This is a genomic window from Sphingomonas echinoides ATCC 14820 (genome assembly GCF_000241465.1).
Classification (GTDB): domain Bacteria; phylum Pseudomonadota; class Alphaproteobacteria; order Sphingomonadales; family Sphingomonadaceae; genus Sphingomonas; species Sphingomonas echinoides.
Window position 1 is genome coordinate 324,136 of sequence record NZ_JH584235.1, and the last position, 21,224, is coordinate 345,359.

General features: G+C 65.3%; 21 protein-coding genes. 12 read left to right on the forward strand and 9 right to left on the reverse strand.

Annotation, left to right across the window (positions count from 1 at the left end; all coding sequences use genetic code 11):
* Positions 1-55 precede the first annotated feature (55 nt).
* Together ON00_RS01310 and ON00_RS01315 are read right to left on the reverse strand one after the other, a co-directional pair.
* Positions 56-757 (reverse strand): CoA transferase subunit A, encoded by a 702-nt coding sequence (locus tag ON00_RS01310; protein WP_010402656.1) that lies wholly within the window; start codon positions 755-757, stop codon positions 56-58.
* Between the two features lie 476 nt (positions 758-1,233).
* Positions 1,234-1,926, reverse strand: coding sequence for a VIT1/CCC1 transporter family protein (locus tag ON00_RS01315; protein ID WP_029622323.1), 693 nt, complete (start codon positions 1,924-1,926; stop codon positions 1,234-1,236).
* A gap of 132 nt (positions 1,927-2,058) precedes the next feature.
* Between ON00_RS01315 and ON00_RS01320 the strand changes: the two genes are divergently transcribed.
* From ON00_RS01320 to ON00_RS01355, 8 genes are all read left to right on the forward strand, one after another.
* On the forward strand, positions 2,059-2,427 hold the full coding sequence (locus ON00_RS01320; RefSeq protein WP_010402659.1) for a BlaI/MecI/CopY family transcriptional regulator: 369 nt from the start codon (positions 2,059-2,061) through the stop codon (positions 2,425-2,427).
* Complete coding sequence (locus ON00_RS01325) at positions 2,424-3,968, forward strand: M56 family metallopeptidase (RefSeq protein ID WP_010402660.1); 1,545 nt, start codon at positions 2,424-2,426, stop codon at positions 3,966-3,968. Before ON00_RS01320 ends, ON00_RS01325 begins: the two co-directional genes overlap by 4 nt.
* Before the next feature lie 55 nt (positions 3,969-4,023).
* Positions 4,024-4,881: an MBL fold metallo-hydrolase gene (locus ON00_RS01330; RefSeq protein ID WP_010402661.1), complete on the forward strand. Its 858-nt coding sequence runs from the start codon at positions 4,024-4,026 to the stop codon at positions 4,879-4,881.
* Positions 4,878-5,561 carry a DUF4230 domain-containing protein gene (locus ON00_RS01335; RefSeq protein WP_010402663.1) on the forward strand — a complete coding sequence of 228 codons (684 nt, stop codon included), beginning with the start codon at positions 4,878-4,880 and terminating at the stop codon, positions 5,559-5,561. The genes ON00_RS01330 and ON00_RS01335 overlap by 4 nt, the downstream gene beginning before the upstream one ends.
* 74 nt (positions 5,562-5,635) lie before the next feature.
* Positions 5,636-6,406 carry a hypothetical protein gene (locus ON00_RS01340; protein ID WP_029622325.1) on the forward strand — a complete coding sequence of 257 codons (771 nt, stop codon included), beginning with the start codon at positions 5,636-5,638 and terminating at the stop codon, positions 6,404-6,406.
* A gap of 51 nt (positions 6,407-6,457) precedes the next feature.
* Positions 6,458-7,459: a quinolinate synthase NadA gene (nadA, locus tag ON00_RS01345; RefSeq protein ID WP_010402669.1), complete on the forward strand. Its 1,002-nt coding sequence runs from the start codon at positions 6,458-6,460 to the stop codon at positions 7,457-7,459.
* Positions 7,456-8,301 carry a carboxylating nicotinate-nucleotide diphosphorylase gene (gene nadC, locus ON00_RS01350; RefSeq protein ID WP_010402670.1) on the forward strand — a complete coding sequence of 282 codons (846 nt, stop codon included), beginning with the start codon at positions 7,456-7,458 and terminating at the stop codon, positions 8,299-8,301. Before nadA ends, nadC begins: the two co-directional genes overlap by 4 nt.
* Positions 8,302-8,311: 10 nt before the next feature.
* The gene (locus ON00_RS01355) at positions 8,312-9,025 is read left to right on the forward strand and encodes a ribonuclease T2 family protein (protein WP_010402671.1); all 714 of its coding nucleotides are present in this window, start codon (positions 8,312-8,314) and stop codon (positions 9,023-9,025) included.
* 21 nt (positions 9,026-9,046) lie between these two features.
* Here ON00_RS01355 and ON00_RS01360 read toward each other — a convergent pair whose 3' ends face one another.
* The 6 genes from ON00_RS01360 to ON00_RS01385 all read right to left on the reverse strand — a co-directional run bounded on the left by ON00_RS01360 (position 9,047) and on the right by ON00_RS01385 (position 16,081).
* Entirely contained in the window at positions 9,047-9,457 is a 411-nt protein-coding gene (locus ON00_RS01360) for a DUF4112 domain-containing protein (RefSeq protein WP_029622326.1), read from the reverse strand.
* 27 nt (positions 9,458-9,484) lie between these two features.
* Entirely contained in the window at positions 9,485-10,963 is a 1,479-nt protein-coding gene (locus ON00_RS01365; RefSeq protein WP_029622327.1) for an ABC transporter substrate-binding protein, read from the reverse strand.
* 79 nt (positions 10,964-11,042) lie between these two features.
* Positions 11,043-12,356: a formate dehydrogenase accessory sulfurtransferase FdhD gene (gene fdhD, locus ON00_RS21360; RefSeq protein WP_010402674.1), complete on the reverse strand. Its 1,314-nt coding sequence runs from the start codon at positions 12,354-12,356 to the stop codon at positions 11,043-11,045.
* Positions 12,357-12,363: 7 nt separating this feature from the next.
* Positions 12,364-13,173 (reverse strand): formate/nitrite transporter family protein, encoded by an 810-nt coding sequence (locus ON00_RS01375; protein WP_010402675.1) that lies wholly within the window; start codon positions 13,171-13,173, stop codon positions 12,364-12,366.
* A gap of 74 nt (positions 13,174-13,247) precedes the next feature.
* Entirely contained in the window at positions 13,248-13,709 is a 462-nt protein-coding gene (locus ON00_RS01380; RefSeq protein ID WP_010402676.1) for a hypothetical protein, read from the reverse strand.
* An 86-nt stretch (positions 13,710-13,795) separates the two neighbouring features.
* Positions 13,796-16,081 (reverse strand): FdhF/YdeP family oxidoreductase, encoded by a 2,286-nt coding sequence (locus ON00_RS01385; protein WP_010402679.1) that lies wholly within the window; start codon positions 16,079-16,081, stop codon positions 13,796-13,798.
* A gap of 282 nt (positions 16,082-16,363) precedes the next feature.
* Between ON00_RS01385 and ON00_RS01390 the strand changes: the two genes are divergently transcribed.
* Together ON00_RS01390 and ON00_RS01395 are read left to right on the forward strand one after the other, a co-directional pair.
* Complete coding sequence (locus ON00_RS01390) at positions 16,364-17,248, forward strand: 2-dehydro-3-deoxygalactonokinase (RefSeq protein ID WP_010402681.1); 885 nt, start codon at positions 16,364-16,366, stop codon at positions 17,246-17,248.
* Complete coding sequence (locus tag ON00_RS01395) at positions 17,245-17,877, forward strand: 2-dehydro-3-deoxy-6-phosphogalactonate aldolase (protein ID WP_010402684.1); 633 nt, start codon at positions 17,245-17,247, stop codon at positions 17,875-17,877. The genes ON00_RS01390 and ON00_RS01395 overlap by 4 nt, the downstream gene beginning before the upstream one ends.
* Positions 17,878-17,916: 39 nt before the next feature.
* Here the strand turns inward: ON00_RS01395 and ON00_RS01400 are convergent, their stop codons facing one another.
* Complete coding sequence (locus ON00_RS01400) at positions 17,917-19,068, reverse strand: aldose epimerase family protein (protein ID WP_010402686.1); 1,152 nt, start codon at positions 19,066-19,068, stop codon at positions 17,917-17,919.
* Between the two features lie 117 nt (positions 19,069-19,185).
* Between ON00_RS01400 and araD1 the strand changes: the two genes are divergently transcribed.
* Entirely contained in the window at positions 19,186-20,166 is a 981-nt protein-coding gene (araD1, locus tag ON00_RS01405) for an AraD1 family protein (RefSeq protein WP_010402688.1), read from the forward strand.
* Positions 20,163-21,089 carry a Gfo/Idh/MocA family protein gene (locus ON00_RS01410; protein ID WP_010402689.1) on the forward strand — a complete coding sequence of 309 codons (927 nt, stop codon included), beginning with the start codon at positions 20,163-20,165 and terminating at the stop codon, positions 21,087-21,089. Before araD1 ends, ON00_RS01410 begins: the two co-directional genes overlap by 4 nt.
* The last annotated feature ends 135 nt before the right edge of the window (positions 21,090-21,224 follow it).

The following is a 21,224-nucleotide window of genomic DNA, read 5'->3' on the forward strand; positions in this document are numbered from 1 at the left end:
CCCCCAGCCCCTCCCGCCAGCGGGAGGGGGGCAGAAGAACGGGTGAGCACCCGCGTCACGCCGCCTCGCGGACGGTGCGGAATTCGATCTTCTTGTCATAAGGCGCGCCGAGGATCAGGCGCTGGACGTAGATGCCGGGCAAATGGATGCAATCGGGATCGAGCGAACCGACGGGGACGATCTCTTCCACCTCGGCAATGCAGACCTTGCCCGCGGTCGCCATCGGCTGGTTGAAGTTGCGTGCGGTCTTGCGGAAGATGAGGTTGCCGCTTTCATCGGCCTTCCAGCCCTTGATGATCGACAGATCGGCGCGGATGCCGCGTTCGAGGATATAGTCCTCTCCGTCGAAGCTCTTCACTTCCTTGCCCTCGGCGACGAGCGTGCCGACGCCGGTCTTGGTGTAGAAACCGGGGATGCCGGCACCGCCTGCGCGGCAGCGCTCGGCGAGCGTGCCTTGCGGGCAGAACTCCACCTCGAGCTCGCCCGCCAGATATTGCCGCTCGAATTCCTTATTCTCGCCGACATAAGACGAGATCATCTTCTTGACCTGGCGCGTGCGCAGCAGCTTGCCGAGGCCCTCGCCATCGATACCGGCATTGTTGCTGGCGATCGTCAGATCCTTCGTACCGGCGTCACGAATCGCGTCGATCAGGCGCTCAGGGATACCGCACAGGCCAAAGCCGCCCGCGCAAATCGTCATCCCGTCGTGGAGCACACCGTCCAGGGCGGCAGCGGCATCGGCGTAGATCTTGCGCATGGGCATGGCCTTTCGATTTTCGCGCCGATTAGGGCGGGGAAGGGCGGTGGGTCAAGCCGTGGTGGCTTCGGAAGAGATGGTTCTCGCGGAGGCGCGGAGGCGCGGAGAGGGCGTGCTGGCCGCGCGCAGCGCCCTTCATACTCCAAGCCGGGGTCGCGGAGGGCAACACAGGCGGTGAGTTGCTCTTCTCCGCGCCTCCGCGCCTCCGCGCGATCAGATTTTCACGCGAAGGCGCGAAGGCGCGAAGGCGAGCTTCTCTGCGTCCTCTGCGCCTCTGCGCGCAAAAAAGAAGATCTTTTCGCGCAGAGGCGCGGAGGACGCAGAGGGGAAGGAAATGAAGGCGTGCCACCGCGATCGATGGAGGCGGTGTGTTGGGGTTGCTTCGCGTCTTCGCGTCTTTGCGTGATCAAAAATTCACGCGACGTCGGTTGATCGGAAGAGGACCATCTCCGCGCCGCCGCGCGAACAACAACCGTCTAAACGCGGGTGCCGAAGACGTGGCCGATCCCCGCGGTGACCGCCATGGCGAGCGCGCCCCAGAACAGCACGCGGACCGCGCCCTTCCACAAATTGGCCCCGCCAACATAGGCCCCGGCCGCGCCCAGCACGGCGAGCAGGACCAGCGTCGCGGCGACGACTGCCTCGACCAGCACGGTACCGCGGAACAGGAACGCCATCAGCACGGGGAAGATCGCGCCGACGGCAAAACTCGCCGCCGAGGCGAGCGCGGCCTGGACTGGCTTGGCTTCCATGGTTTCGTGAATACCGAGTTCGTCGCGCATATGCGCGCCCAGCGCATCATGCGCCATCAACTGCTCGGCCACCTGGTTGGCGAGCGCGGTATCGAGCCCGCGCTGACGATAGATGGCGGCGAGTTCCTTGGTCTCGGCCTTGGGGTCTTCCTCCAGTTCCGCTGCCTCGCGGGTGCGTTCGGCGGTTTCGGTATCGGCCTGCGAGCTGACCGAGACATATTCGCCCGCCGCCATCGACATCGCGCCTGCGACCAACCCGGCAATGCCGGTGGTGAGGATCGCACTCTGGCTCTGCGCGGCGGCGGCGACGCCGACGATCAAGCTGGCGGTCGACAGCAAGCCGTCATTCGCGCCGAGCACCGCCGCGCGCAGCCAGCCGATGCGCTGAACCACATGTCTTTCGCCGTGTCTGATCATGCGGGTGGCGTAGCTGGCGCGCGCGCAACATGCCAGTTGCAATCCGCCAATTTCGCACAGCCGTCTTTTGCCATATTGACTACAGGCGTAATCGGTATGATTACAGGCGTAGTCAGTACGGAGGCGAGTCGAATGGCCGAACGGATTAGCGATGCCGAACATACCGTGATGGAGGTGCTGTGGGATGAAAGCCCGCTGACCGCGCAGGATGTGGCCGAGCGTATTCCGGCCGGGCGCGAGTGGAGCGCCAATACCGTCAAGACCTTGCTCGGGCGACTGCTTGCCAAAAACGTGATCGCGCATGAGGAAGATGGGCGGCGCTATCTTTATCGCCCGCTGGTGCAGCGCGAAGAGTATGTCGCGGGGGAATCGCGCAAGCTGATGGATCGCCTGTTCGGCGGCAAATTGAGCCCGCTGGTCGCGCACCTGGCCGAACGCGACGCGCTGACCGCGCAGGACATTGCCGAGATCGAGGCATTGCTGAAGGAGCTCAAGGCATGATCAGCTGGCTCATCGAGAGTTTGATCGCGTCCACGCTGCTGATGGTGGCGGTGCTGGCGCTGCGCGTGCCGGTGCGCAAAGCATTCGGGCCCGATATCGCTTATGCTCTGTGGCTGCTGCCGGCGGTGCGGCTGGTGCTGCCGCCTTTGCCCGGCATCTGGCATGCAGCGGCGGTCGCGCCGGTGTTGCGCGCAAGCCAGGAGGTGACCGTTCTTTTCGTCGATCCGGTCGGCGAAAGTGCGGTCGGCCCGGCGGCGCAGCCGCTCTGGGCGATCCTTGCCATGATTTTGGCGGTACTGTGGGTTGTCGGTGCGATCGCGTTTTTTGGCTGGCACTGGCATCACCATGTGCGGTTTTGTCGCCGGATGGTGGAGCAGGCGGCGGCGAGCGACGACCTGGACGGCGTCCGTGTCATCGAAACCGATGCAGCCACGGGTCCGCTCGCCTTTGGCGTGCTGCATCGCTACGTCGCCTTCCCCCGCGATTTCGCAGAGCGTTATGAGCCCGAGGAGCGCGATCTGGCGCTGGCGCACGAGCTTGGACACCATGCGCGCGGGGATTTGATCGCCAATTGGGTGGCGCTCGCGGTGCTGGCGCTGCACTGGTTCAACCCGATCGCCTGGCGCGCCTTCCGTGCTTTCCGCGCCGACCAGGAAATCGCCAACGATGCGCGCGTGCTGGCGGGCATGAACCCGATGCGGCGGCACACATATGCCTGCGCGATCCTGAAGGCGGCGCACCCGACTTTCCTGGGCGGGGCTGTCTCGGCCACGTGCCACCTCCACACCATCGACGATTTGAAAGGGAGATTGAGGATGCTGACGACGACCAAGATATCGCCCGTGCGGCTTGTGACTGGGGCAGGGGCACTGTCGCTGCTGCTGGTCGCGGGGTTGGGCCTAACCGCCTCGGGCACCGCCGCCGTGGCCAAGGTCCGCAAGTCGGTCGAAACGGCGACCGGCGTCGATATCGCGCGCCTCGACCAGGCGACGGTGCCGCCGCCGCCGCCCGCCGCGCAAGCGCCCGCCGATGCCGCAAAGCTGCCCGCCCCCGCCGATGCGGCAGAGCCGGTCGAGCCTCCGGCCGCGCCGCACGCCACGACAACGACCACCACGACGACCATCTCGGACGATGGGAAGACTCACCGCAAGGTCGTGCACGTCGTCCGTCGCGACAAGGACGGCAAGGTGATCTTGGACAATCTGTCCGGGATGGACAACCTGCCCGACGTCGTTACCGCAAACTGCAATACCAGGGGCACTACAGGGCCAATGGTTCTGAACAGTGAACAAGACGGCAAGAAGCACATTGTCATCTGTTCGGACCGTATCGAACTCGTTGCCGCCAAGGGCGCGGCGATGGCCGCCAACAGCAAGGACATCGAGCGCAAAGCCTATGCCAGTGCGCTGACCGGTTTGCGGGCGGCGCGCGAGAACATGCTGCGGTCGCCGGAAATGGGCGCGGAAGCACGTGCCCAGGCTTTGGCGGGGATCGACACCGCGATCGCCGAAGTTGAAGCGGATATCGCCAAGGCGGATTGAAGCGGCCGGGTCGTGCGGGCTTGCGTCTGCCCGCACCCCCGCCATCTCGATGGGTATGAGCGACCAAATCTCCGGCGTGCCCGAGCAACTCGAGCCCCTTGTCGCGCGCTTGCTTGCCCCCAATCCGTCCCCTTTCACCTCGACCGGGACGCAGGTGCATTTGGTCGGCACCAGCGATGTCGCGGTGATCGATCCCGGCCCCGACACGCCCGACCATATCGCGGCGATCGTCCGCGCCATCGCCGGGCGTCCGGTGCGCGCCATCATGATCACCCATACCCACCGCGACCACAGCCCAGGCTCGCGCCCGCTGGCGGCGGCGACGGGTGCGCCGATCGTCGGTTGTGCGCTGCTCGCGCTGGATGACGATGGCATCCGCAGCGACGCCTCCTTCGATCGCGACTACGCCGCCGACCGCATTCTCGCGGATGGGGAGGCCGTGACGGGGGACGGGTGGACGCTGACCGCGCTGGCGACCCCCGGCCACACCTCCAACCATCTCGCCTTTGCCTTGCCCGAGAGCCGGGCGCTGTTCAGCGGGGACCATGTGATGGGCTGGTCGACCAGCATCGTCTCGCCGCCCGACGGAGACATGGCGGCGTATATGGCAAGCCTGGAAAAGCTGCTGCCGCGCGACGACCGGATCTATTATCCCGCGCATGGCGATCCGGTGACCAATCCGCAGCGGCTGGTGCGCGGGATGCTCGGCCACCGCAAACAACGCGAGGGGCAGATCCTGCGGCTGCTCCGCGTCCAACCGGCGACGATCGCCACGATGGTCGAGCGCATGTATGTCGGGATCGATCCGCGCCTGTTTCCCGCCGCCGAGCGATCGGTGCTGGCGCATCTGATCGACCTCGCACAGCGCGGCGAGGTTTTTATTGAAGGTGAGCTTTGGAGCGCGAAAGCATGACGTTCGTCGGCAAATTCGCAGCGGCGCTGGCGCTGATCGCCGTGTTCATCCTGGGGCTGGTATGGGGCATCGGCACTATGGTCGAGCACAAGCTTGCCGGCCCGGATCCCGTGACGATCGCCAGCGGGTCGCTGCAGGGGTTGCGCGAGCAGAACCGGCTGTCGGCCTTCGCCGCGCGCTTCGTTGCGGTCTCAACCTCGACCCAGACGCAATTTGGTTTGCAAGCCAAGAAGACGCTGATCATGCCGGGCACAGTTGAATATCACGTCGATATGGCGAAGCTGAACGCGCGCGACGTGACGTGGTACGCCAAAACTCGCACGCTCGGCGTCGTGCTGCCGCCGGTCGAGGCATCGGCACCGCAAATCGACATGACGCAGATCCGGGAATATGGCGAAGGCGGAATCCTGTCCAAAATCACCGATGCCGATGCGAAACTCGAGGCGGCAAACCGCGCCGCCGGTCAAAAGGAACTCGTACGCCAGGCGCATGAAGCGGTGCCCATCCGGCTCGCCCGCGACGCCACGCGCCGTGCGGTGGAGCGGAGCTTTGCGCTGCCGCTCAAGGCGGCAGGCCTGGATGCGACCGTCAAGGTGCGCTTCGCCGATGAGGGACACGACAATAGCGAAGTGTGGGACACCACCAAGTCCATCGCCGAAGTGTTGGCCAATCGTGAATAACGAACGGCGCGGTTCCTTCATCGCCGATTCAATGGTATAGCCCCCTATCGATTCGATTTCGTCGGGGGGCGAGCATGGCATCTTTAGCGGAATCTCATCGGATCGTTGTGAAAGACGATCGTTTCTTTTTCATCACGTCGCTTATCATGGCGGCGATTGTCGTCGCGGGCTTCTCGTTAATGATCGTCACGGGCCGGTCGAGCTTTGGCTCCCCGCCCATTGTTCATGCCCATGCCGTGGTCTTCATGGGCTGGGTGGTGTTGTATGTGACGCAGAATGCGCTGGTCGCGCGGGGCTCGATCGCGCTGCATCGGCGGCTTGGGTGGATTGCCGCGGGCTGGGTCGTAGCGATGATCGTGCTCGGCACGGTCGTCACGGTGCGGCTCGTGAGGCTGGGCCATGCGCCCTTCTTCTTCCCGCCTGCCTTGTTTCTGGTGCTCAATCCGGTGACGATCCTGACCTTCGCGGGTTTGATCGTCGCTGCGATCGTGCGGCGGCGGCAGACGGAGTGGCACCGGCGGCTGAATTTCTCGGGAATGGCATTGCTGCTGGGCCCGGCATATGGGCGGTTGTTGCCGATGCCGTTTCTGATCCCTTATGCCTATGAGGTCGATACTCTGGCCGTGTTGATCCTTCCCGTCATCGGCATCGTCTTTGATCTGCGCCGTAACGGCACCGTTCATCCGGCCTGGTGGTGGGGTCTCGCGGCGATCATCGGATCGACGTTGCTGTCCGAAGCAATCACCTACAGCCCGCTGGGTACGGCCCTGTACCGCGTGGCAACGGAAGGATCGGCGGGCGCGTCGATTGCACCGCTTGCCTATCCGCCATTCCCGCTCTCTTGATCGCGCGGCCGCGCGCGTCCATGTGCAGCGCGCAAACGCGGGAGCATGGTGATGGACGCACGTGGTGGTATCGGCGGAAGCCTGACCGGGCTCGATCTGAGGGCTGAGATCGATCGGCTGCGCAAGGAGCGCAACGCGGTCATCCTGGCGCATTATTACCAGAAGCCCGAAATCCAGGATCTGGCGGATTTCGTTGGCGACAGCCTTGATCTGTCAAAAAAGGCTGCGGCCACGGATGCCGATGTCATCGCCTTTTGCGGCGTGCGCTTCATGGCGGAGACCGCCAAGATCCTGAGCCCCGACAAGATCGTGGTGCTGCCCGACATGGACGCGGGGTGCAGCCTGGAGGATAGCTGTCCGCCCGACCAGTTCGCCGCGTTCCGCGCCGCGCACCCTGATCATATCGCGCTGACCTATATCAACTGCTCGACCGAGGTGAAGGCGCTCTCCGACGTGATCGTGACGTCGTCGTCGGCCGAGAAGATCCTCAGCCAGATCCCGCTCGGCCAGAAGATCATTTTCGGGCCGGACAAGAATCTGGGCGGCTATCTCGCACGCAAGACCGGGCGCGAGATGCTGTTGTGGCCGGGCGTGTGCATCGTGCACGAGGCGTTCAGCGAAACCGAATTGCTCAAGCTGCAATTGCAACACCCGGGCGCGCCGGTCGCGGCGCACCCCGAATGCCCGCCCTACATTCTCGACCATGCCGATTATGTCGGGTCGACCAGCGGTATCCTGGCCTATGCCGATGCGATGGCGGGCGATACGCTGATCGTCGCGACCGAGCCGCACATCATCCACCAGATGGAAAAGGCCGCACCGCTCAAGAACTTCATCGGTGCACCCGGCGCAGACGGCAATTGCAACTGCAATGTCTGCCCGTACATGGCGCTGAACACGCTCGAAAAACTCTACCTCGCCTTGCGCGACCTGACCCCGCGCGTGGAAATCGAGGAAGGGCTGCGACTGCAAGCCAAGAAGAGCCTTGATGCGATGCTCGCCATGGCCAGCGGCACGGTGGGCCAGGGCGATCTGGGACCTGTAAAAGCATGACCTTCCAGCTCGATCGTTTCGACCTCGCTAGCTTCGTGCAGGCGACGCTGGCCGAAGATTTGGGGCCGGGCGGGGACATTACGTCTGCCGCCGTCATTCCGGCGGAGGCGCGCTTTACCGGGGTGATGGACAGCCGCGATGCGATCGTCGTCGCTGGGTTGCCGATCGCCGAGGCGTTCTTCCGCGCGCTGGACCCGGATGTCGAAATCGAGCGACTGGTGGAGGATGGGCAAGCCGTTGCGGCGGGCACCGATCTGTTGCGCCTCCACGGCCTGGCGCGGGCGATGCTGACGGCGGAGCGGTCGGCGCTCAACACGGTGCAGCATCTGTCGGGCATTGCGACGATGACCCGCGCCTATGTCGAGGCCATCGCAGGCACCGGCGCGACGCTGCTCGACACGCGCAAGACCATTCCCGGTCTGCGCGTGCTGGGAAAATATGCGACGCGCATGGGCGGTGCGACCAACTATCGCATGGGCCTGTGGGACGCCGCGATGATCAAGGACAATCACGTCGCGGTGGCGGGGGGTGTCGGCCCGGCAACCGCGCGCGCGAAAGCCGCCGGGATCTCGCGGATCATCGTTGAGGTCGACGCGATCGACCAGATCGAACCCGCGCTGGCGGCGGGCGCGACGCATTTGCTGCTCGACAATATGGACGTGCCGACGCTGCGCGCGGCGGTGGCGCAAGTTGCCGGGCGCGTGCCGACCGAGGCGTCGGGCGGCGTGCGGCTCGACACGATCCGCGCGATTGCCGAAACCGGCGTGATCTATATCAGCGTCGGGCGCTTGACGCAGTCGGCTCCGGCGGCCGATATCGGGCTCGATTTCACGACAGTATAAGGGGCGGGCGATGCGGATGTCTCTGGCGATCGGATGCGGGGTGCTGGCGATGCTGCCGGTGGCAGCGCAGGCGCAAAGCTATCAATGCACTGTCCCGGCGACGCTGCCGCGCCCGCACCCCGATGTGGCCTCGGCCAGCCAGCCGCAGCGTGTGCGCCCGATCACCGGCTATACGCTGGCGCTGACCTGGGCTCCGGAATATTGCCACAAGAATTTCCGGGATCCGTCTGCCAAATTCCAGTGCCAGAGCGGCAATCGCTTCGGCTTCACGCTCCACGGCCTGTGGCCCGATGGGGTGGGCAAGGAATGGCCGCAATATTGCACCTCGACCGCGTTGCTGCCTGCGGCGCTGATCAAAGAGCACCTTTGCTCGACGCCCTCGCCGCAGCTACTCCAGCACGAATGGGCCAAGCACGGCACCTGCATGGGCACGACGCCCGATGCCTATTTCAGCAAATCGACCGGGCTTTACGCCAAGTTGCGCTACCCGGACATGGATGCCCTGTCGCGCAAGCCGCTCAATGCCGGGCAATTGGCTGAGGCGATTGCCGCCGCCAATCCCGGTGTCCCCGCCAATGCTGTGCGCGTCACGGTCAACTCGATGGGCTGGCTGGATGAGCTGTGGCTGTGTCTCGACAAGCGCTTTTCCTATACGCGCTGCGAGACTGGCTCTGGCGGCATTGCCGACAATGCCACGGTCAAAATCTGGCGCGGCAAGCGCTGAGCGCGTCTCCGCGCCGAGGGATCAGCCGTTAATGGTGGCGGTCGACGGGTGATGCTTGTCGAGATGGCGCTTGATGATTTTCAGGTTGCGCGTGTTTGAGCGGAACAGGAAATCGGGAACGGCACCCACCACCGGAATGATACCCAGCAGAAAGTCAATGCCGACATTGCCGAACATCCGCGCCATCTGGAGCTTGGACATGCCGAGATTGCGCGCCTCCCACACCATCCACGCGCCCATTGCGGCACCGATCGCATCGCCACCGATCGGGATCAGGTCGAGGATGACGTCGAGCCCGATCTTGCGGTTAAGCACCGGCACCGTGAACAGCCCTTCGAGCAAATGCTCCATCGCCTCAATCCGCTTGCGCACTGCGGCCGGATCGCGCCCCGCATAGCTGGAGGCGAATGCGCCGAGGGGCGGGGGGCTCATGCGAGTGGTGGTGTCGGCCATGTCACCTCAATTGGTGTCGCTACGGAGATGATTCAACGGGTGCCACGCCCGCGAGTTCCCGGTCCACGCTTTCAATCGGATACTGACCAGCGACCAGCGCAGCGGACGCGCGATCGGGATGAAGGCGACTTCGCTGGCAAGGGCCGCATCGGCAATGGCGATTTGCTGCGCGCGCATCCGCGGCGAATCCGCGGCGCGGGCGGCGTCGATCGCGGTTTGCGTTGCCTCGCTGCAAAGCTGGCAGGCGGTTGCCACGTACCAGCGGCCGCTATCATAAGGCGCGACCGCGTCGATCAGGCGGAGATCGGCCGGTGCCTCGGCCGCAACGCGCTCGGGCACGATGCCAAGCGATACCAAGGCTGCGCCGAGATAGCCGTAGAGCAGGTTCGCGCCGGGCCCGTCGGGAAGCGCGACACGCAGCGTGATCACACCTGGATGGGTGGTCTTCCAACGCGCAATGCGGGCTGCGGGATCTTCGGCCGTGCCGTTTTCGGTTTGCGCCCAGGCCGGGATGGCGGGGGGGGCCGCCGAATCGAGTTGCTCGGGCAGCAATTGCGATACCGGTGCCCAATCGGGGGAAATTGTGGCGGTGAACGCGGCTCGGTCAAAAGCCTGGGCGATCGCTGCGCGATTCGCGGGATCCGCCAGTACCCCCGCGCGGCTGACAATCGCCAACCCGAACAGGCCAGCGGCTGGATCGAGCCGTCGGTTGATGGGCGCAATCTGGGTAAGGCCGACCAGCGGCCAATCCGCGAAGGTGCCGCCGGTTACAAGTTGTGCCTCGCGCCGCTCGAACCGCACGATCGCGCGCGCCGCGCGCTCACCAATCAAGCGGATGTTGGCAGCCGCAGGCGGTTCGACCGCATCTTCGTCGGGGCTGCGTGCCGGGTCGAACGCAGGGCGCAGGAGAACGCTGCGCCCGCGTTGTGCGGTGGCGCGATACGGGCCGCTGCCGCCGGGCGGTTTGGTGCGGAAAATCGCCAGTTCGGGCTGGGCGAACAGCTTGAGCAAATCCGGCCGTGGTCGCTTCAGGCGGATCTCGATGACCTCGGGCGTCATCTCGACGATTTCGTCGATCGCGGTCAGATAGGGGTGCAACACGTTGCGGGACCCTGCTGCGATTTGACGGCGCAGCACCTTGACCACCTCGGCTGCGGTGACCTTTTCGCCGTCATTCCACTCGCTGTCGCGCAAGCGGAAGATATAGCTCCGGCCCTGGTCGATCACGCTCCACCGTTCGGCCACGCCCGGTTCGATCTGGCCGCTCGCGTCGAAGCGCACCAGGCCCTGCGCGGTCGCGTCGAGCATGAGCCGGGCGGGCGTGTCGAGCGCGCCGCGCGCCGGATCGGCCAATGCGGGAGCCGCTCCGATCGCGCTGACCGTTACCGGACCGTCGTCACCCCGCGCATTGCACCCGGCGAGCAGGGCAAGCGCGGCAAGGGCGGTATGGCGGATCCTCTCAGGGTGCGTGGGTACTCGGAGCATGGCCGCCCTTGTGCCACCCGGTCGCGGTGCGCGCCACCCGATCGTTTGCTATTCGATCGGGATTGGTGGCGCGATCGTCTTACCCGAACGACCGGTGCGGATCGTGCGCGATCAACATCGTATCGCCGCGCGCGATAACGGCGAGCGCCAGCCCCGCTTCGCGCGCGCGGTCGATGGCGAGGCTGGTGGGGGCGCTGATCGTGATCAGCATCGGGAAACCCGCCCGGACCGTCTTTTCCACGAGTTCCTGGCTGGACCGTGCCGATAGCAACACGAAGCCGGTGGCGCTGGAGATGCCGTGGCGTGCCAGCGCCCCGATCAACTTGTCGAGCGCGTTGTGGCGGCCGACATCTTCGCGCGCGAGCACGATATCGCCGGCCACGCTGCAAAAGGCTGCGGCATGCGTGGCACCCGTCGCGCGTCCGAGCCGCTGGTGATCGCGCAACTGGCCGAGCGCGCGTGCGACGGCAGCGCGCGGGAGCGATATCCGGGCGGTGACCGGGGGGAGCGGCGCAAGCGCGGCCGCGATGCTGTCGATCCCGCATATGCCGCAACCGCTTTCCGACACGCGCGTGCGGGCGCGCGCAAGGATGCGGGGGGTGGAGCGTTGCGGCAGTTCGGCGCGGACGATCCAGCCGCAGTCAACTGCCACGATGCTCGGCTCGGTCAGCTCGGCGAGCGTCGCCAGCCCTTCGCTGATCGTGAAACCGGTGACGAAGTCGGCCAGATCGGTCGGCGTGCCCATCATCACGGCATAGCCGATGCCGTTATACTCAATCGCAATCGGTGCTTCGACCGGCACGCTGCGATCGATCGCCGCACCGGGCGTGTTATCATAGGCAACCCGCAGCACCGGCACATCGCGGACCGCCGCGGTCAGATGCGCGAGGTCGTCGGGGCGGTTGATGTTGACCAAGCCCAGCTCGGTGTCGTCGATCCGGCGGGCGTCGGTGAGCGCGATCCAGGATTCGAGCGAGCGCGCGCCGGTGGCGATATGCGCGTTGAGCCGGGTGGCGAGCGATGTCGGCCACCAGCCGATCGCCGTCTGCCGGTCCAGCACTGCCGCGCCCGGACCGTCCAGCAAGCGTCGCAGCGTGGTGGGCAAGGGATGGACATCGACGGGTACGGTCAGCACGGCATCATATCCGTGCACGGCAGCATAATGCAGCGCGGCATTCAGCGCGCCGAGCGGCCCGAGCCCCGGTTCCGGCCGGTCGGCGACGCTCTCCAGGCCATCCCAGACGCGTCCGCACAGCACAACATGATCGACCTGTGGCGATAGCGCGGCTGCGCAGTGCGTGAGCAGCGGGGCACCGTTCCACTCCGCGAGCGCCTTGTCGGTGCCGAAGCGGCGCGACTGCCCCCCGGCAAGGATCGCGCCTAGCGCGCGCATGGCACGCTCATTTCGCCTCCGCGTCGCTCCGCACCTGTGCGTGCGCCAGCAGGGCGAAAATGCCCGCACCGCCGAGCAGATTGCCGAGGATAGCCGGGATTAACGACGACGATATCAGCGCGAGCGCCGATGCCTTGCCGCTGAAGATCAGCAGGAACACCTCGGACGAGCCGACGATCGAATGGCTGAACCCGGCGAGCGCGACGAGATAGGTGATCGCGCTGATGATCAGGAACGATTGCGCCCGAGCGCTCGGCAGCGTCCAGGCGAGGATGGCGATGAAGAAGCCGGCCGGAACCGCGTTGACGAAGGTCGCGCCCGCGCCGAGCGTCGTCACCTTTGTCGCGACCGCGATCATCGCGGTGCGCAGTGCGTCGTCGCCGATCAGCCCGCCCGCCATCGCCGACGCGACCAGCGCAGTGCCTGCGAGATTGGCGAGGATCACCAGCCCCCACAGCCGGAGCGTAAGCCCAAGCGCCGCAAGCGAAGGCTTGGTGGCGAGCGGCAGCATCGCGGTGATCGTGCTTTCGGTGAACAGCTGCATCCGCCCCAGCACGACAATCAGGAATCCGATGGGATAGCCGAGCGACACCACCGCCGGTCGCCACGGTGCATCGGGCAGATGCGCATAAAGCGCACCTTCGAACAGAAGCGAGGCGTTGATCGCGATTCCCGCCGCAAGGCCCGACCATAACAAGGCGGCGGCGGGGCGTTTGACCGCGGTTTCGCCCTCTTCGCGCACCGTGCGGTGAAGGTCGGTCGCGTCAGCCGCACCGAGATCATCGTCGCTTTTGGGGGTGTTTTTGCTGGAGGCCATCGGTCAGTTGCTATGCACAAAAGCGCGGCGTGGCTAGCGCACGCCAGAAGGCGCGCGGACAATCTACCGTCATACTAAGACACGAAGAGGGTTCGAATGTCCCCCTGGCGCTTCCAGCCTTTCGCCGTACGAATATAGTGGGCCTCGAAACCCGAGCCGCATAATCCGGTACAAGAAACATCCATTCGGACAGTCGCGGTTTTGAGGTCGGCACCGATCTCGGGAACTTCGATCGAGTAGATGAAGGCGGCCTTAATCGCCTGCCCCGCTATGGGCACGTGCATGTTTGCTCGTGCCCGCGCGTCTCTATCCGCCAGCGGATATCCAGCCGGAATCTCACTCACAAGTTTTGGGCAAACTTCCAGGACATCGGTTCGTTCAGCGTCGTGACCCGCATAGTAGAGATCGGCGCTTCGTTCGCGATTAATGCTGGGCAGGTCCTGCAACGCCACGCGTCCGACTTCGCATATCGCGTCGGCTTTGGCTGCGCTCGACGAAACGGAAGCTGCCATCAAGATAATCGTCGTGGTGATCATTGTTCATCCCCCAAGAGCACGACTTTCCCGGTACTGACGATGTTACAGTACATGAGACACGTAGGCCAATCTTACGAGCCTGGGTATCAGTCCGCTTCCACCCGCACCGGCACCGATTTCGACGCGGGCGTGCCCGATAGCGCGTCGTGGTGCTGCATCGGCACCAGCACGTTGCATTCGGGGTAATAGCCGGCGATCGTGCCGCGCGGGAGCTGGTAGGCGGTCAGTTTCAGGCCGCTCAGTCGGCGGTCGTGGCCGTCCGCGACATCAGTGATAAGCGTGATCGTCTGGCCATCGGTGAGCCCGGCTTCGGCAATGTCCTCCGGGCACATCAGCACGATGTCGCGCGAGCCTTCGAGCCCGCGCAGCCGGTCCGAATAGCCGTAGATCGTCGTGTTGAACTGATCGTTCGAGCGCATTGTGATCAGGCGGTAGCGTCCCGGCGCATCCTGAAAGCCGACCGAGTTGAGCGCGTCGGGCGTGGTGAACACCGCCTTGCCCTCTGGCGTCTTCCACACCCGCTCATGCGCGCCATTGCCGCGATAGAAGCCGCCCGCCTGATACATGCGTTTGTTATAATTGCGGAAATCGTCGGGATAGGTCCGTTCGATCAAGTCGCGTACCAACCCGTAATCGGCGGTCCAGGCGTCCCATTGCAGTGTGGGCAGCGGCGGGAGCGTCGCCTTGGCGATGCCGGCGACGATCGCCAACTCGCTCTTCACGCTCTCCGACACCGGAGCGCGATAGCCGATCGAGGCGCTGATCATCGAAAAGCTGTCCTCGCTGGTGATGGTCTGCGGTCCGGTTGCCTGTTCGTCCGTCTCGAAGCGACCGAGACAGGGGAGGATATAGGCCTGTTTCGCCGGGAACAGGTGGCTGCGATTGAGCTTGGTCGAGACCATCACGGTGAGGTCCTGCGCTGCCCAGGCCGCCTCCATCCGGTGCTGATCGGGCACGGCGCGGACAAGGTTGCCGCCAAGCGAGATGAACGCTTTCACCTTGCCCTCGAACAACGCCTCGGCGGCGTGGACGATGTTCATGCCGTCCTCGGTCGGCGGATCGAAGCCGAACAGCTCCTTTAATTTATCGAGCGGGACGAGATGCGCTTTCTCGGCGATGCCGACAGTGCGCTGGCCCTGCACATTGCTGTGCCCGCGCACCGGGCAGCAGCCGGCACCCGGGCGACCGATATTGCCGCGCAGCAGCAGCAAATTGACCAGCATCGCGATGTTGAGCGCGCCGTGCGCATGTTGCGTCAGGCCCATGCCATAAACGCCGATCACCTTTTCGGCGGCGATATAGACGGCGGCGGCCTCGCGCAGCGCGGCTTCGGTCAGCCCGGATTCGCGCTCGATTTCGGCCCAGTCCGCGTCTCGGCAGGACTGAATGAAGCTGTCGAAGCCGGTGGTGTGTTGCTGGACGAAGGCGTGATCGATCACTTCTGCGGTGCCCGCTGCCTTGGCGGCATCGTCGGCCTCGACCACGCATTTGCACAGCCCGAGGATCGCGGCGATGTCACCACCAGCCTTCACCTGGTGATATTGGTCGGAGATGGCGGTCTCCTTGCCGGTCAGCATCGCCGCAGGGCTTTGCGGATCGACGAAGGAGACGAGGCCCTGTTCGATGACGGGGTTGAAGGTGACGATCTTGCCGCCGCGATCCTTCAATTCCTTCATCGGGTGCAGGAAGCGCGGACTGTTGGTGCCGGGATTCTGGCCGAATACGAAGAAGGCGTCGGTTTCGGCGAGATCCTCCCACACGATCGTGCCGACGGGCGAGCCGATCACCTTGGTCAGCCCGACCGACGTGGTCTCATGGCACATGTTGGAGCTTTGCGGCAGGTTGTTGGTGCCGTGGACGCGCGCAAGCAGTGCGTAGAGATAGGAGGCTTCAAGCCCGGCATGGCCCGAGGCGTAGAACACCGCGCTGTTTTTGGGCAGCGCATTGAGCGTCGCGCCGATCGCGGCGAATGCCTCGTCCCACGACACTTCCTCATAGCGGTCGGTCGCAGCATTGTAGCGCAGCGGGTGCGTCAGGCGGCCGGTCTTTTCGAGGTCGTGATCCTTCCAGTCGCGCAGCGCGGTGACGGTGTGGCCTTCCTCGTCCCAGAAGGCCGGGGTGCAGCGCGCGCTGGTGAGTTCCCACAGCGTCGCCTTCGCGCCGTTTTCGCAAAACTCGAAGGCCGAATAATTGGCGGGCTTGGGCCAAGCGCAGGAGACGCACATCACGCCCTTGGGCTTGTTGATCCGACCGAGACTGCGCAGCGCAGCGGGGCTGGGCAAGGCGTCGCCATAAGCGTGCGCGATTCCCCGCAGCGATCCCCAGCCACCCGCCGGACCAGCAGCGTGGGGAAGGTCCTTTTGCTCGGCCATGTCTGCGCGCCTTGTCGATACGATCGGGAATGTCAGATGCTGCTTACGCTGCAATCGCTCTCTGGCTCAACGCCGAATGCGCGACGAGGTTGCACGGCGGATCGCCCGCGCGTTGGTGGCGGAGCCAGATTCTGGCCGGTTGCGGGCTTGTCAGCCGGAAGAGAGTCGAACATGACGCCGCGCAGTGGCTGTGCTGAAGCGGGGTTTGTGCCCCCAAATTCCGGAGGTTGGATGGCGGACGTTGCAAAGAGTCGGCCACCACGGGCGCGAAGCGGTGGCGCGATGACCGGATTGATCGGCATCGATTGGGGCACCTCCAACCTGCGGGGTTTTCGCTTCGATGCTCATGGCACGGTGATCGAACGGCGCGTCTCGCCGCGCGGCATTGCGACGATCGAGGATGGCGCATTCGAGGCGGTGCTGGGCGAACTGGTCGAGGGGTGGACTGGAGATCGGCGTCCAATCGTGCTGAGCGGCATGATCGGCAGCCGCAATGGCTGGCGCGAGGCCGCGTATTTGCCGTGCCCGGCGGATCCGGTCGCGCTGGCGGCGGCGACACTCGGCTTTGATACGGCGCTTGGTCGTTGCCACATCGTGCCGGGCCTGGCGGTCGATCAGCCCGGTCGGCCGGGCGATGTGATGCGCGGCGAAGAGACGCAGATTCTGGGTGCGGGCGTGCGCGACGGCATATTGGTGCTGCCCGGTACGCATAGCAAATGGGCAACGCTGGAGGCGGGCCGCGTGACCGGTTTCCGCACGGCGATGACGGGCGAACTCTATGCGGTGCTGCTGCGGCACTCGCTGCTGGGGCGCCTGGCCGAGGATCCGGGCGCGCGCGACACCGGCGCTGGCTTTGCCCGTGGGGTGGAGCGCGCGCTGGCCGATCCGGCGGTGTCGCTGCTGCTGTTCTCGGCGCGGGCCGAGGTGCTGCTGGGCGGGCTGTCGCCGCAGGAGGTTGCGGCGTATCTGTCGGGTTTGCTGATCGGTGCCGAAATCGGCGCGATGATCGGGAGCGCGCACGGCAGCATCACCATGATCGGCGATCCCGCGCTCAGCGCGCGCTATCGCACCGCCTTCGGCCTTGCCGGGCGACAGGACATCAATCTCGTCGATGGCGATGCGGCAACCGCCGCCGGGCTGTGGACGATCGGAAAGGAAATCCGATGACCTTCGAAGACGTGCTGCAAGAGCTTCCGCTGATCGCCATCCTGCGGGGGCTCACGCCGGTCGAGGCGGGACCGGTGGCGCGCGCCTTGTTCGCCTGCGGCTTCCGGTGCCTGGAAGTGCCGCTCAATTCGCCCGAGCCGTTTGCGAGCATCCGCGCCATCGTCGATACGCTGGGAGACACCGCGCTGGTCGGGGCGGGGACGGTGCTGCACCCGGACGATGTGCAACGCGTCAAGGATGCCGGGGGGCAGATCGTGATCTCGCCCAATTGCAATATTGAGGTGATCCGCGCAACCAAGGCGCTGGGGCTGGTGTCGCTGCCCGCCTTCTTCACTCCGAGCGAAGCCTTTGCCGCGATTGAGGCGGGGGCCGATGGATTGAAGCTGTTCCCCGCCGAAGTCGCCGGGCCGCAAGGCCTGAAGGCGATGCGGGCGGTGTTGCCGAAGGCGATGCCGGTGTTCCCGGTCGGCGGCGTCGATGCCGAGACGATGGCCGCGTATTGCGCCGCCGGGGCGCGGGGCTTTGGCATCGGATCGTCGCTATATGCGCCGGGTCGTTCGGCTGAAGACACCGGCGCGCGCGGACGTGCGCTGGTTACCGCCTTCCGGGCGGCGCGCGCCACCGCGTAGGTCGCGCGCCGCCTAGTCGACGGGGCCTGTCGCTACGCGTTAGTGCGTGGTCGACAGGCGGAAGATCATCCGGTGGTGATAGGGATGCGCGGGATCGACGCGCGCAGATCCGAACGCCGGTTGGTTGGGCGTGTCGGGGAAGAGTTGCGGCTCGAGCGCGATGCCGTCGCCCATCCGGTACAGGTGCCCGCTTTTGCCGATCAGCGTGCCATCCAGGAAATTGCCGGTGTAGAGCTGAACGCCGGGTTCGGTCGTCAACACCTCGAGCACGCGACCAGACGCCGGATCTTCCAGCCGCGCCGCGAGCTTGGGCTCCTTGGTCCGCCCGGCATCAAGCACGAAATTGTGATCATAGCCGCGGCCGAACACGATTTGCGGATCGGTGCCGTCGCGTATGCCATCCTGCAGCACGCGCCCGTGCGTGAAATCAAACACGCTGCCCGCCACGGGCTTCAGCACGCCGGTCGGGATCAGTTGCGCGTTGACGGGCGTGTAACGGGCGGCGGGGATGGTCAGCCGGTGTTGCAGGGCACCCTGCGGCGCGCCATCCCCAGCGAGATTGAAGATCGCGTGATTGGTGAGGTTGACGATCGTCGGCGCGTCGCTGGTCGCGTCATAGTCGATCGTCAAATTTCCGGTGTCATCGAGCGCGTAAGTGGCGGTGACCGCCAGCGTGCCGGGGTAGCCCTGGTCGCCCGCTGCACTCGTCAGCGCGAAGGTGACGCGCGCGGTGGGGCCGGAGGTGACCGAGACGACGCGCCAGGGCAGTTTATCGAAGCCCTTGGTCCCGCCATGCAGCGAGTTGCTTTTGTCATTCTGGGCGAGTTGGATGCTCTTGCCATCAAGCGTGAAGCGTCCGTCGGCAATGCGATTGGCATAGCGGCCAACGCTTGCACCCCAGAAATTGGGATGATCGACATAGCTTTGCAGATCGTCATAGCCGAGTTCGACATCGGCGAGCTTGCCGTCCCGGTCGGGGGCCTTCAACGCCTGCAGCGTCGCACCGAAGGAGATGATCGTCGCGCTGACGCCGTTCGCGCCCTTCAGCGTCACCGCTTCGACGGCCGTGCCATCGGCCAGCGTCCCGAACGGGCGTCGTTCCGCCGACGCGGCAAAAGCAGGCGTCGCAGCGCACGTCGCGAGCGCTGCGAGCAGCGTTGTTTTCGTCCAACCCAGACCGTTATGCCGCATAAACTCTCCCGTCGTTGACCAGTTTGATCTTGCTATATACTCAGACAAAATAGATGCAAAGGCCAGTCGGCGCGATTGTGGATGCCGCCGGACTGGTACGAATGACGGAGAAATAGAGTGACGGTTTCGCTGATTCAGATCCGCCAGCCAGACGGCGTGCGTGCGGTGGTCGTCGCGCAGGGCGAAACGCTGCGGACGGTTCCGGGCGTGGCCACGGTGGTGGAATTGGCGCGCCGCGCGCTTGCCGAGCGGCGCAGCCTGGTCGAGATGGTCCAGGCGCTGGGCGAGGGCGAACCGGTCGATCTGTCAGGCGTCACCGTGCTCGCGCCGATCGACCATCCCGATACTGCGCATTTGCTGATGACGGGCACGGGCCTGACGCATCTCGGCTCAGCTGAAGGACGCGACAAGATGCACCGCGCCATCAACGATGCCGCGCAGCAGACCGATTCGATGAAGATGTTCCTGATGGGTGTGGAGGGCGGCAAGCCCGAGGGCGACGCGGTCGGCGCGCAGCCCGAATGGTTCTTCAAGGGCGATGGCAGTGCGTTGATCGCACCCGGCGCGCCTTTGCCTTCACCGTCATTCGCGCTTGATGCCGGGGAGGAGCCTGAAATTGCGGGCATCTACCTGATCGACGAGGATGGTACGCCGGTGCGCCTCGGCTTTGCGCTCGCCAATGAGTTTTCCGATCATGTCACCGAACGCGGCAATTATCTGTGGCTCGCCCATTCGAAATTGCGGCCGGCAGCGCTCGGCCCGGAATTGCTGATCACGCCCTTGCCATCGCATGTCGAGGGCAGCAGCAAGATCCTGCGCGATGGCGCGACGCTATGGGAAAAGCCGTTCGTGTCGGGCGAAGCCAATATGTCGCACAGCATCGCCAATCTTGAGCATCACCATTTCAAATATGCGCTGTTCCGGCGTCCCGGCGACGTGCACGTCCATTTCTTCGGCACGGCGACGCTGTCGTTCAGCGATGCGGTGCAGACCCAGGCGGGCGACATTTTTGAGATTGCGGCGGCACCCTTCCGCTATCCCGTGCGCAACCCGATCGGTGCGGAACCCGCCACGCCTGTGTCGGTAAAAACCCTGTGAGCCCGATCCGCATCGCCATCGTTGGCCTCGGCAAGATTGCCCATGACCAGCATTTGCCGGCGATCGCCGGGTCGCCCGAGTTTGAATTGGTCGCGGCGGCAACGCTGGCCGGGACGCTCGCCGATGTGCCGGTGTTCGCGTCGGTAGAGGCCATGCTCGATGCCGACATCGCGATCGATGCGGTGGCGATGTGCCAGCCGCCGCAAGTGCGCTTCGATGCCGCCGTGCAGGCGATCCGCGCGGGCAAGCATGTGTTGCTGGAAAAGCCGCCCGGCGCGACCCTGTCCGAGGTCGAGGCGCTGACGCGCTTGTCCGAAGCGGCGGGGGCGACGCTGTTCGCAGCCTGGCATTCGCGGTTCGCGCCCGCGGTGCACGACGCCCGCGCATGGCTGACCGAACGGCGCATCAACCATGTCGAGATCACCTGGAAAGAGGATGTCCGGCGCTGGCATCCCGGGCAGCAGTGGATTTGGGAGCCGGGCGGGCTCGGTGTGTTTGACCCCGGTATCAACGCGCTGTCGATCGCGACGCGCATCCTGCCGCGCCATTTCTATTTGCACGACGGAACGCTCGACTTCCCCGCGAACCGTGCAGCGCCGATCGCCGCCGAGCTCAACATGATCGGAATGAGCGGTGCGCCGGTCCACGCCGTGTTCGATTGGCGGCAGACCGGCCCGCAGACATGGGATATCGTCGTCGATACCGATGACGGGACGCTGGCGCTGACGCATGGCGGCAGCCGCTTGGCGATCAACGGCGTGGTGCGGGAAAGCGCCCCCGAGGCCGAATATGCCGCGCTCTATCACCACTTTGCCGCGCTGATCGCAAAAGGCGAGAGCGATGTCGACCGCACCCCGCTGCGGCTGGTCGCCGACGCCTTTCTGCGCTGTCGCCGCCGCGATACGGACCCCTTCGACGATTGAATCGGCCTGAGCGGGCGCGCGACGATCGTGATCGGCCGCACTGCTTTGCGGCCTGGATTCGTGCGCCGGTCTTCAACATCTTGCGCGCTGGCATCGTGCGCCATGCGTAGCGCGATCCGCGTTTGACGCGCTCGC

Excerpts from the sequence above, each read along its gene's own strand:
- ON00_RS01310 (WP_010402656.1), bottom strand. The coding sequence starts at position 757 with ATGCGCAAGATCTACGCCGATGCCGCTGCCGCCCTGGACGGTGTGCTC.
- ON00_RS01315 (WP_029622323.1), bottom strand. The coding sequence starts at position 1,926 with ATGATCAGACACGGCGAAAGACATGTGGTTCAGCGCATCGGCTGGCTG.
- ON00_RS01320 (WP_010402659.1), top strand. The coding sequence starts at position 2,059 with ATGGCCGAACGGATTAGCGATGCCGAACATACCGTGATGGAGGTGCTG.
- ON00_RS01325 (WP_010402660.1), top strand. The coding sequence starts at position 2,424 with ATGATCAGCTGGCTCATCGAGAGTTTGATCGCGTCCACGCTGCTGATG.
- ON00_RS01330 (WP_010402661.1), top strand. The coding sequence starts at position 4,024 with ATGAGCGACCAAATCTCCGGCGTGCCCGAGCAACTCGAGCCCCTTGTC.
- ON00_RS01335 (WP_010402663.1), top strand. The coding sequence starts at position 4,878 with ATGACGTTCGTCGGCAAATTCGCAGCGGCGCTGGCGCTGATCGCCGTG.
- ON00_RS01340 (WP_029622325.1), top strand. The coding sequence starts at position 5,636 with ATGGCATCTTTAGCGGAATCTCATCGGATCGTTGTGAAAGACGATCGT.
- nadA (WP_010402669.1), top strand. The coding sequence starts at position 6,458 with ATGGACGCACGTGGTGGTATCGGCGGAAGCCTGACCGGGCTCGATCTG.
- nadC (WP_010402670.1), top strand. The coding sequence starts at position 7,456 with ATGACCTTCCAGCTCGATCGTTTCGACCTCGCTAGCTTCGTGCAGGCG.
- ON00_RS01355 (WP_010402671.1), top strand. The coding sequence starts at position 8,312 with ATGCGGATGTCTCTGGCGATCGGATGCGGGGTGCTGGCGATGCTGCCG.
- ON00_RS01360 (WP_029622326.1), bottom strand. The coding sequence starts at position 9,457 with ATGAGCCCCCCGCCCCTCGGCGCATTCGCCTCCAGCTATGCGGGGCGC.
- ON00_RS01365 (WP_029622327.1), bottom strand. The coding sequence starts at position 10,963 with ATGCTCCGAGTACCCACGCACCCTGAGAGGATCCGCCATACCGCCCTT.
- fdhD (WP_010402674.1), bottom strand. The coding sequence starts at position 12,356 with ATGCGCGCGCTAGGCGCGATCCTTGCCGGGGGGCAGTCGCGCCGCTTC.
- ON00_RS01375 (WP_010402675.1), bottom strand. The coding sequence starts at position 13,173 with ATGGCCTCCAGCAAAAACACCCCCAAAAGCGACGATGATCTCGGTGCG.
- ON00_RS01380 (WP_010402676.1), bottom strand. The coding sequence starts at position 13,709 with ATGATCACCACGACGATTATCTTGATGGCAGCTTCCGTTTCGTCGAGC.
- ON00_RS01385 (WP_010402679.1), bottom strand. The coding sequence starts at position 16,081 with ATGGCCGAGCAAAAGGACCTTCCCCACGCTGCTGGTCCGGCGGGTGGC.
- ON00_RS01390 (WP_010402681.1), top strand. The coding sequence starts at position 16,364 with ATGACCGGATTGATCGGCATCGATTGGGGCACCTCCAACCTGCGGGGT.
- ON00_RS01395 (WP_010402684.1), top strand. The coding sequence starts at position 17,245 with ATGACCTTCGAAGACGTGCTGCAAGAGCTTCCGCTGATCGCCATCCTG.
- ON00_RS01400 (WP_010402686.1), bottom strand. The coding sequence starts at position 19,068 with ATGCGGCATAACGGTCTGGGTTGGACGAAAACAACGCTGCTCGCAGCG.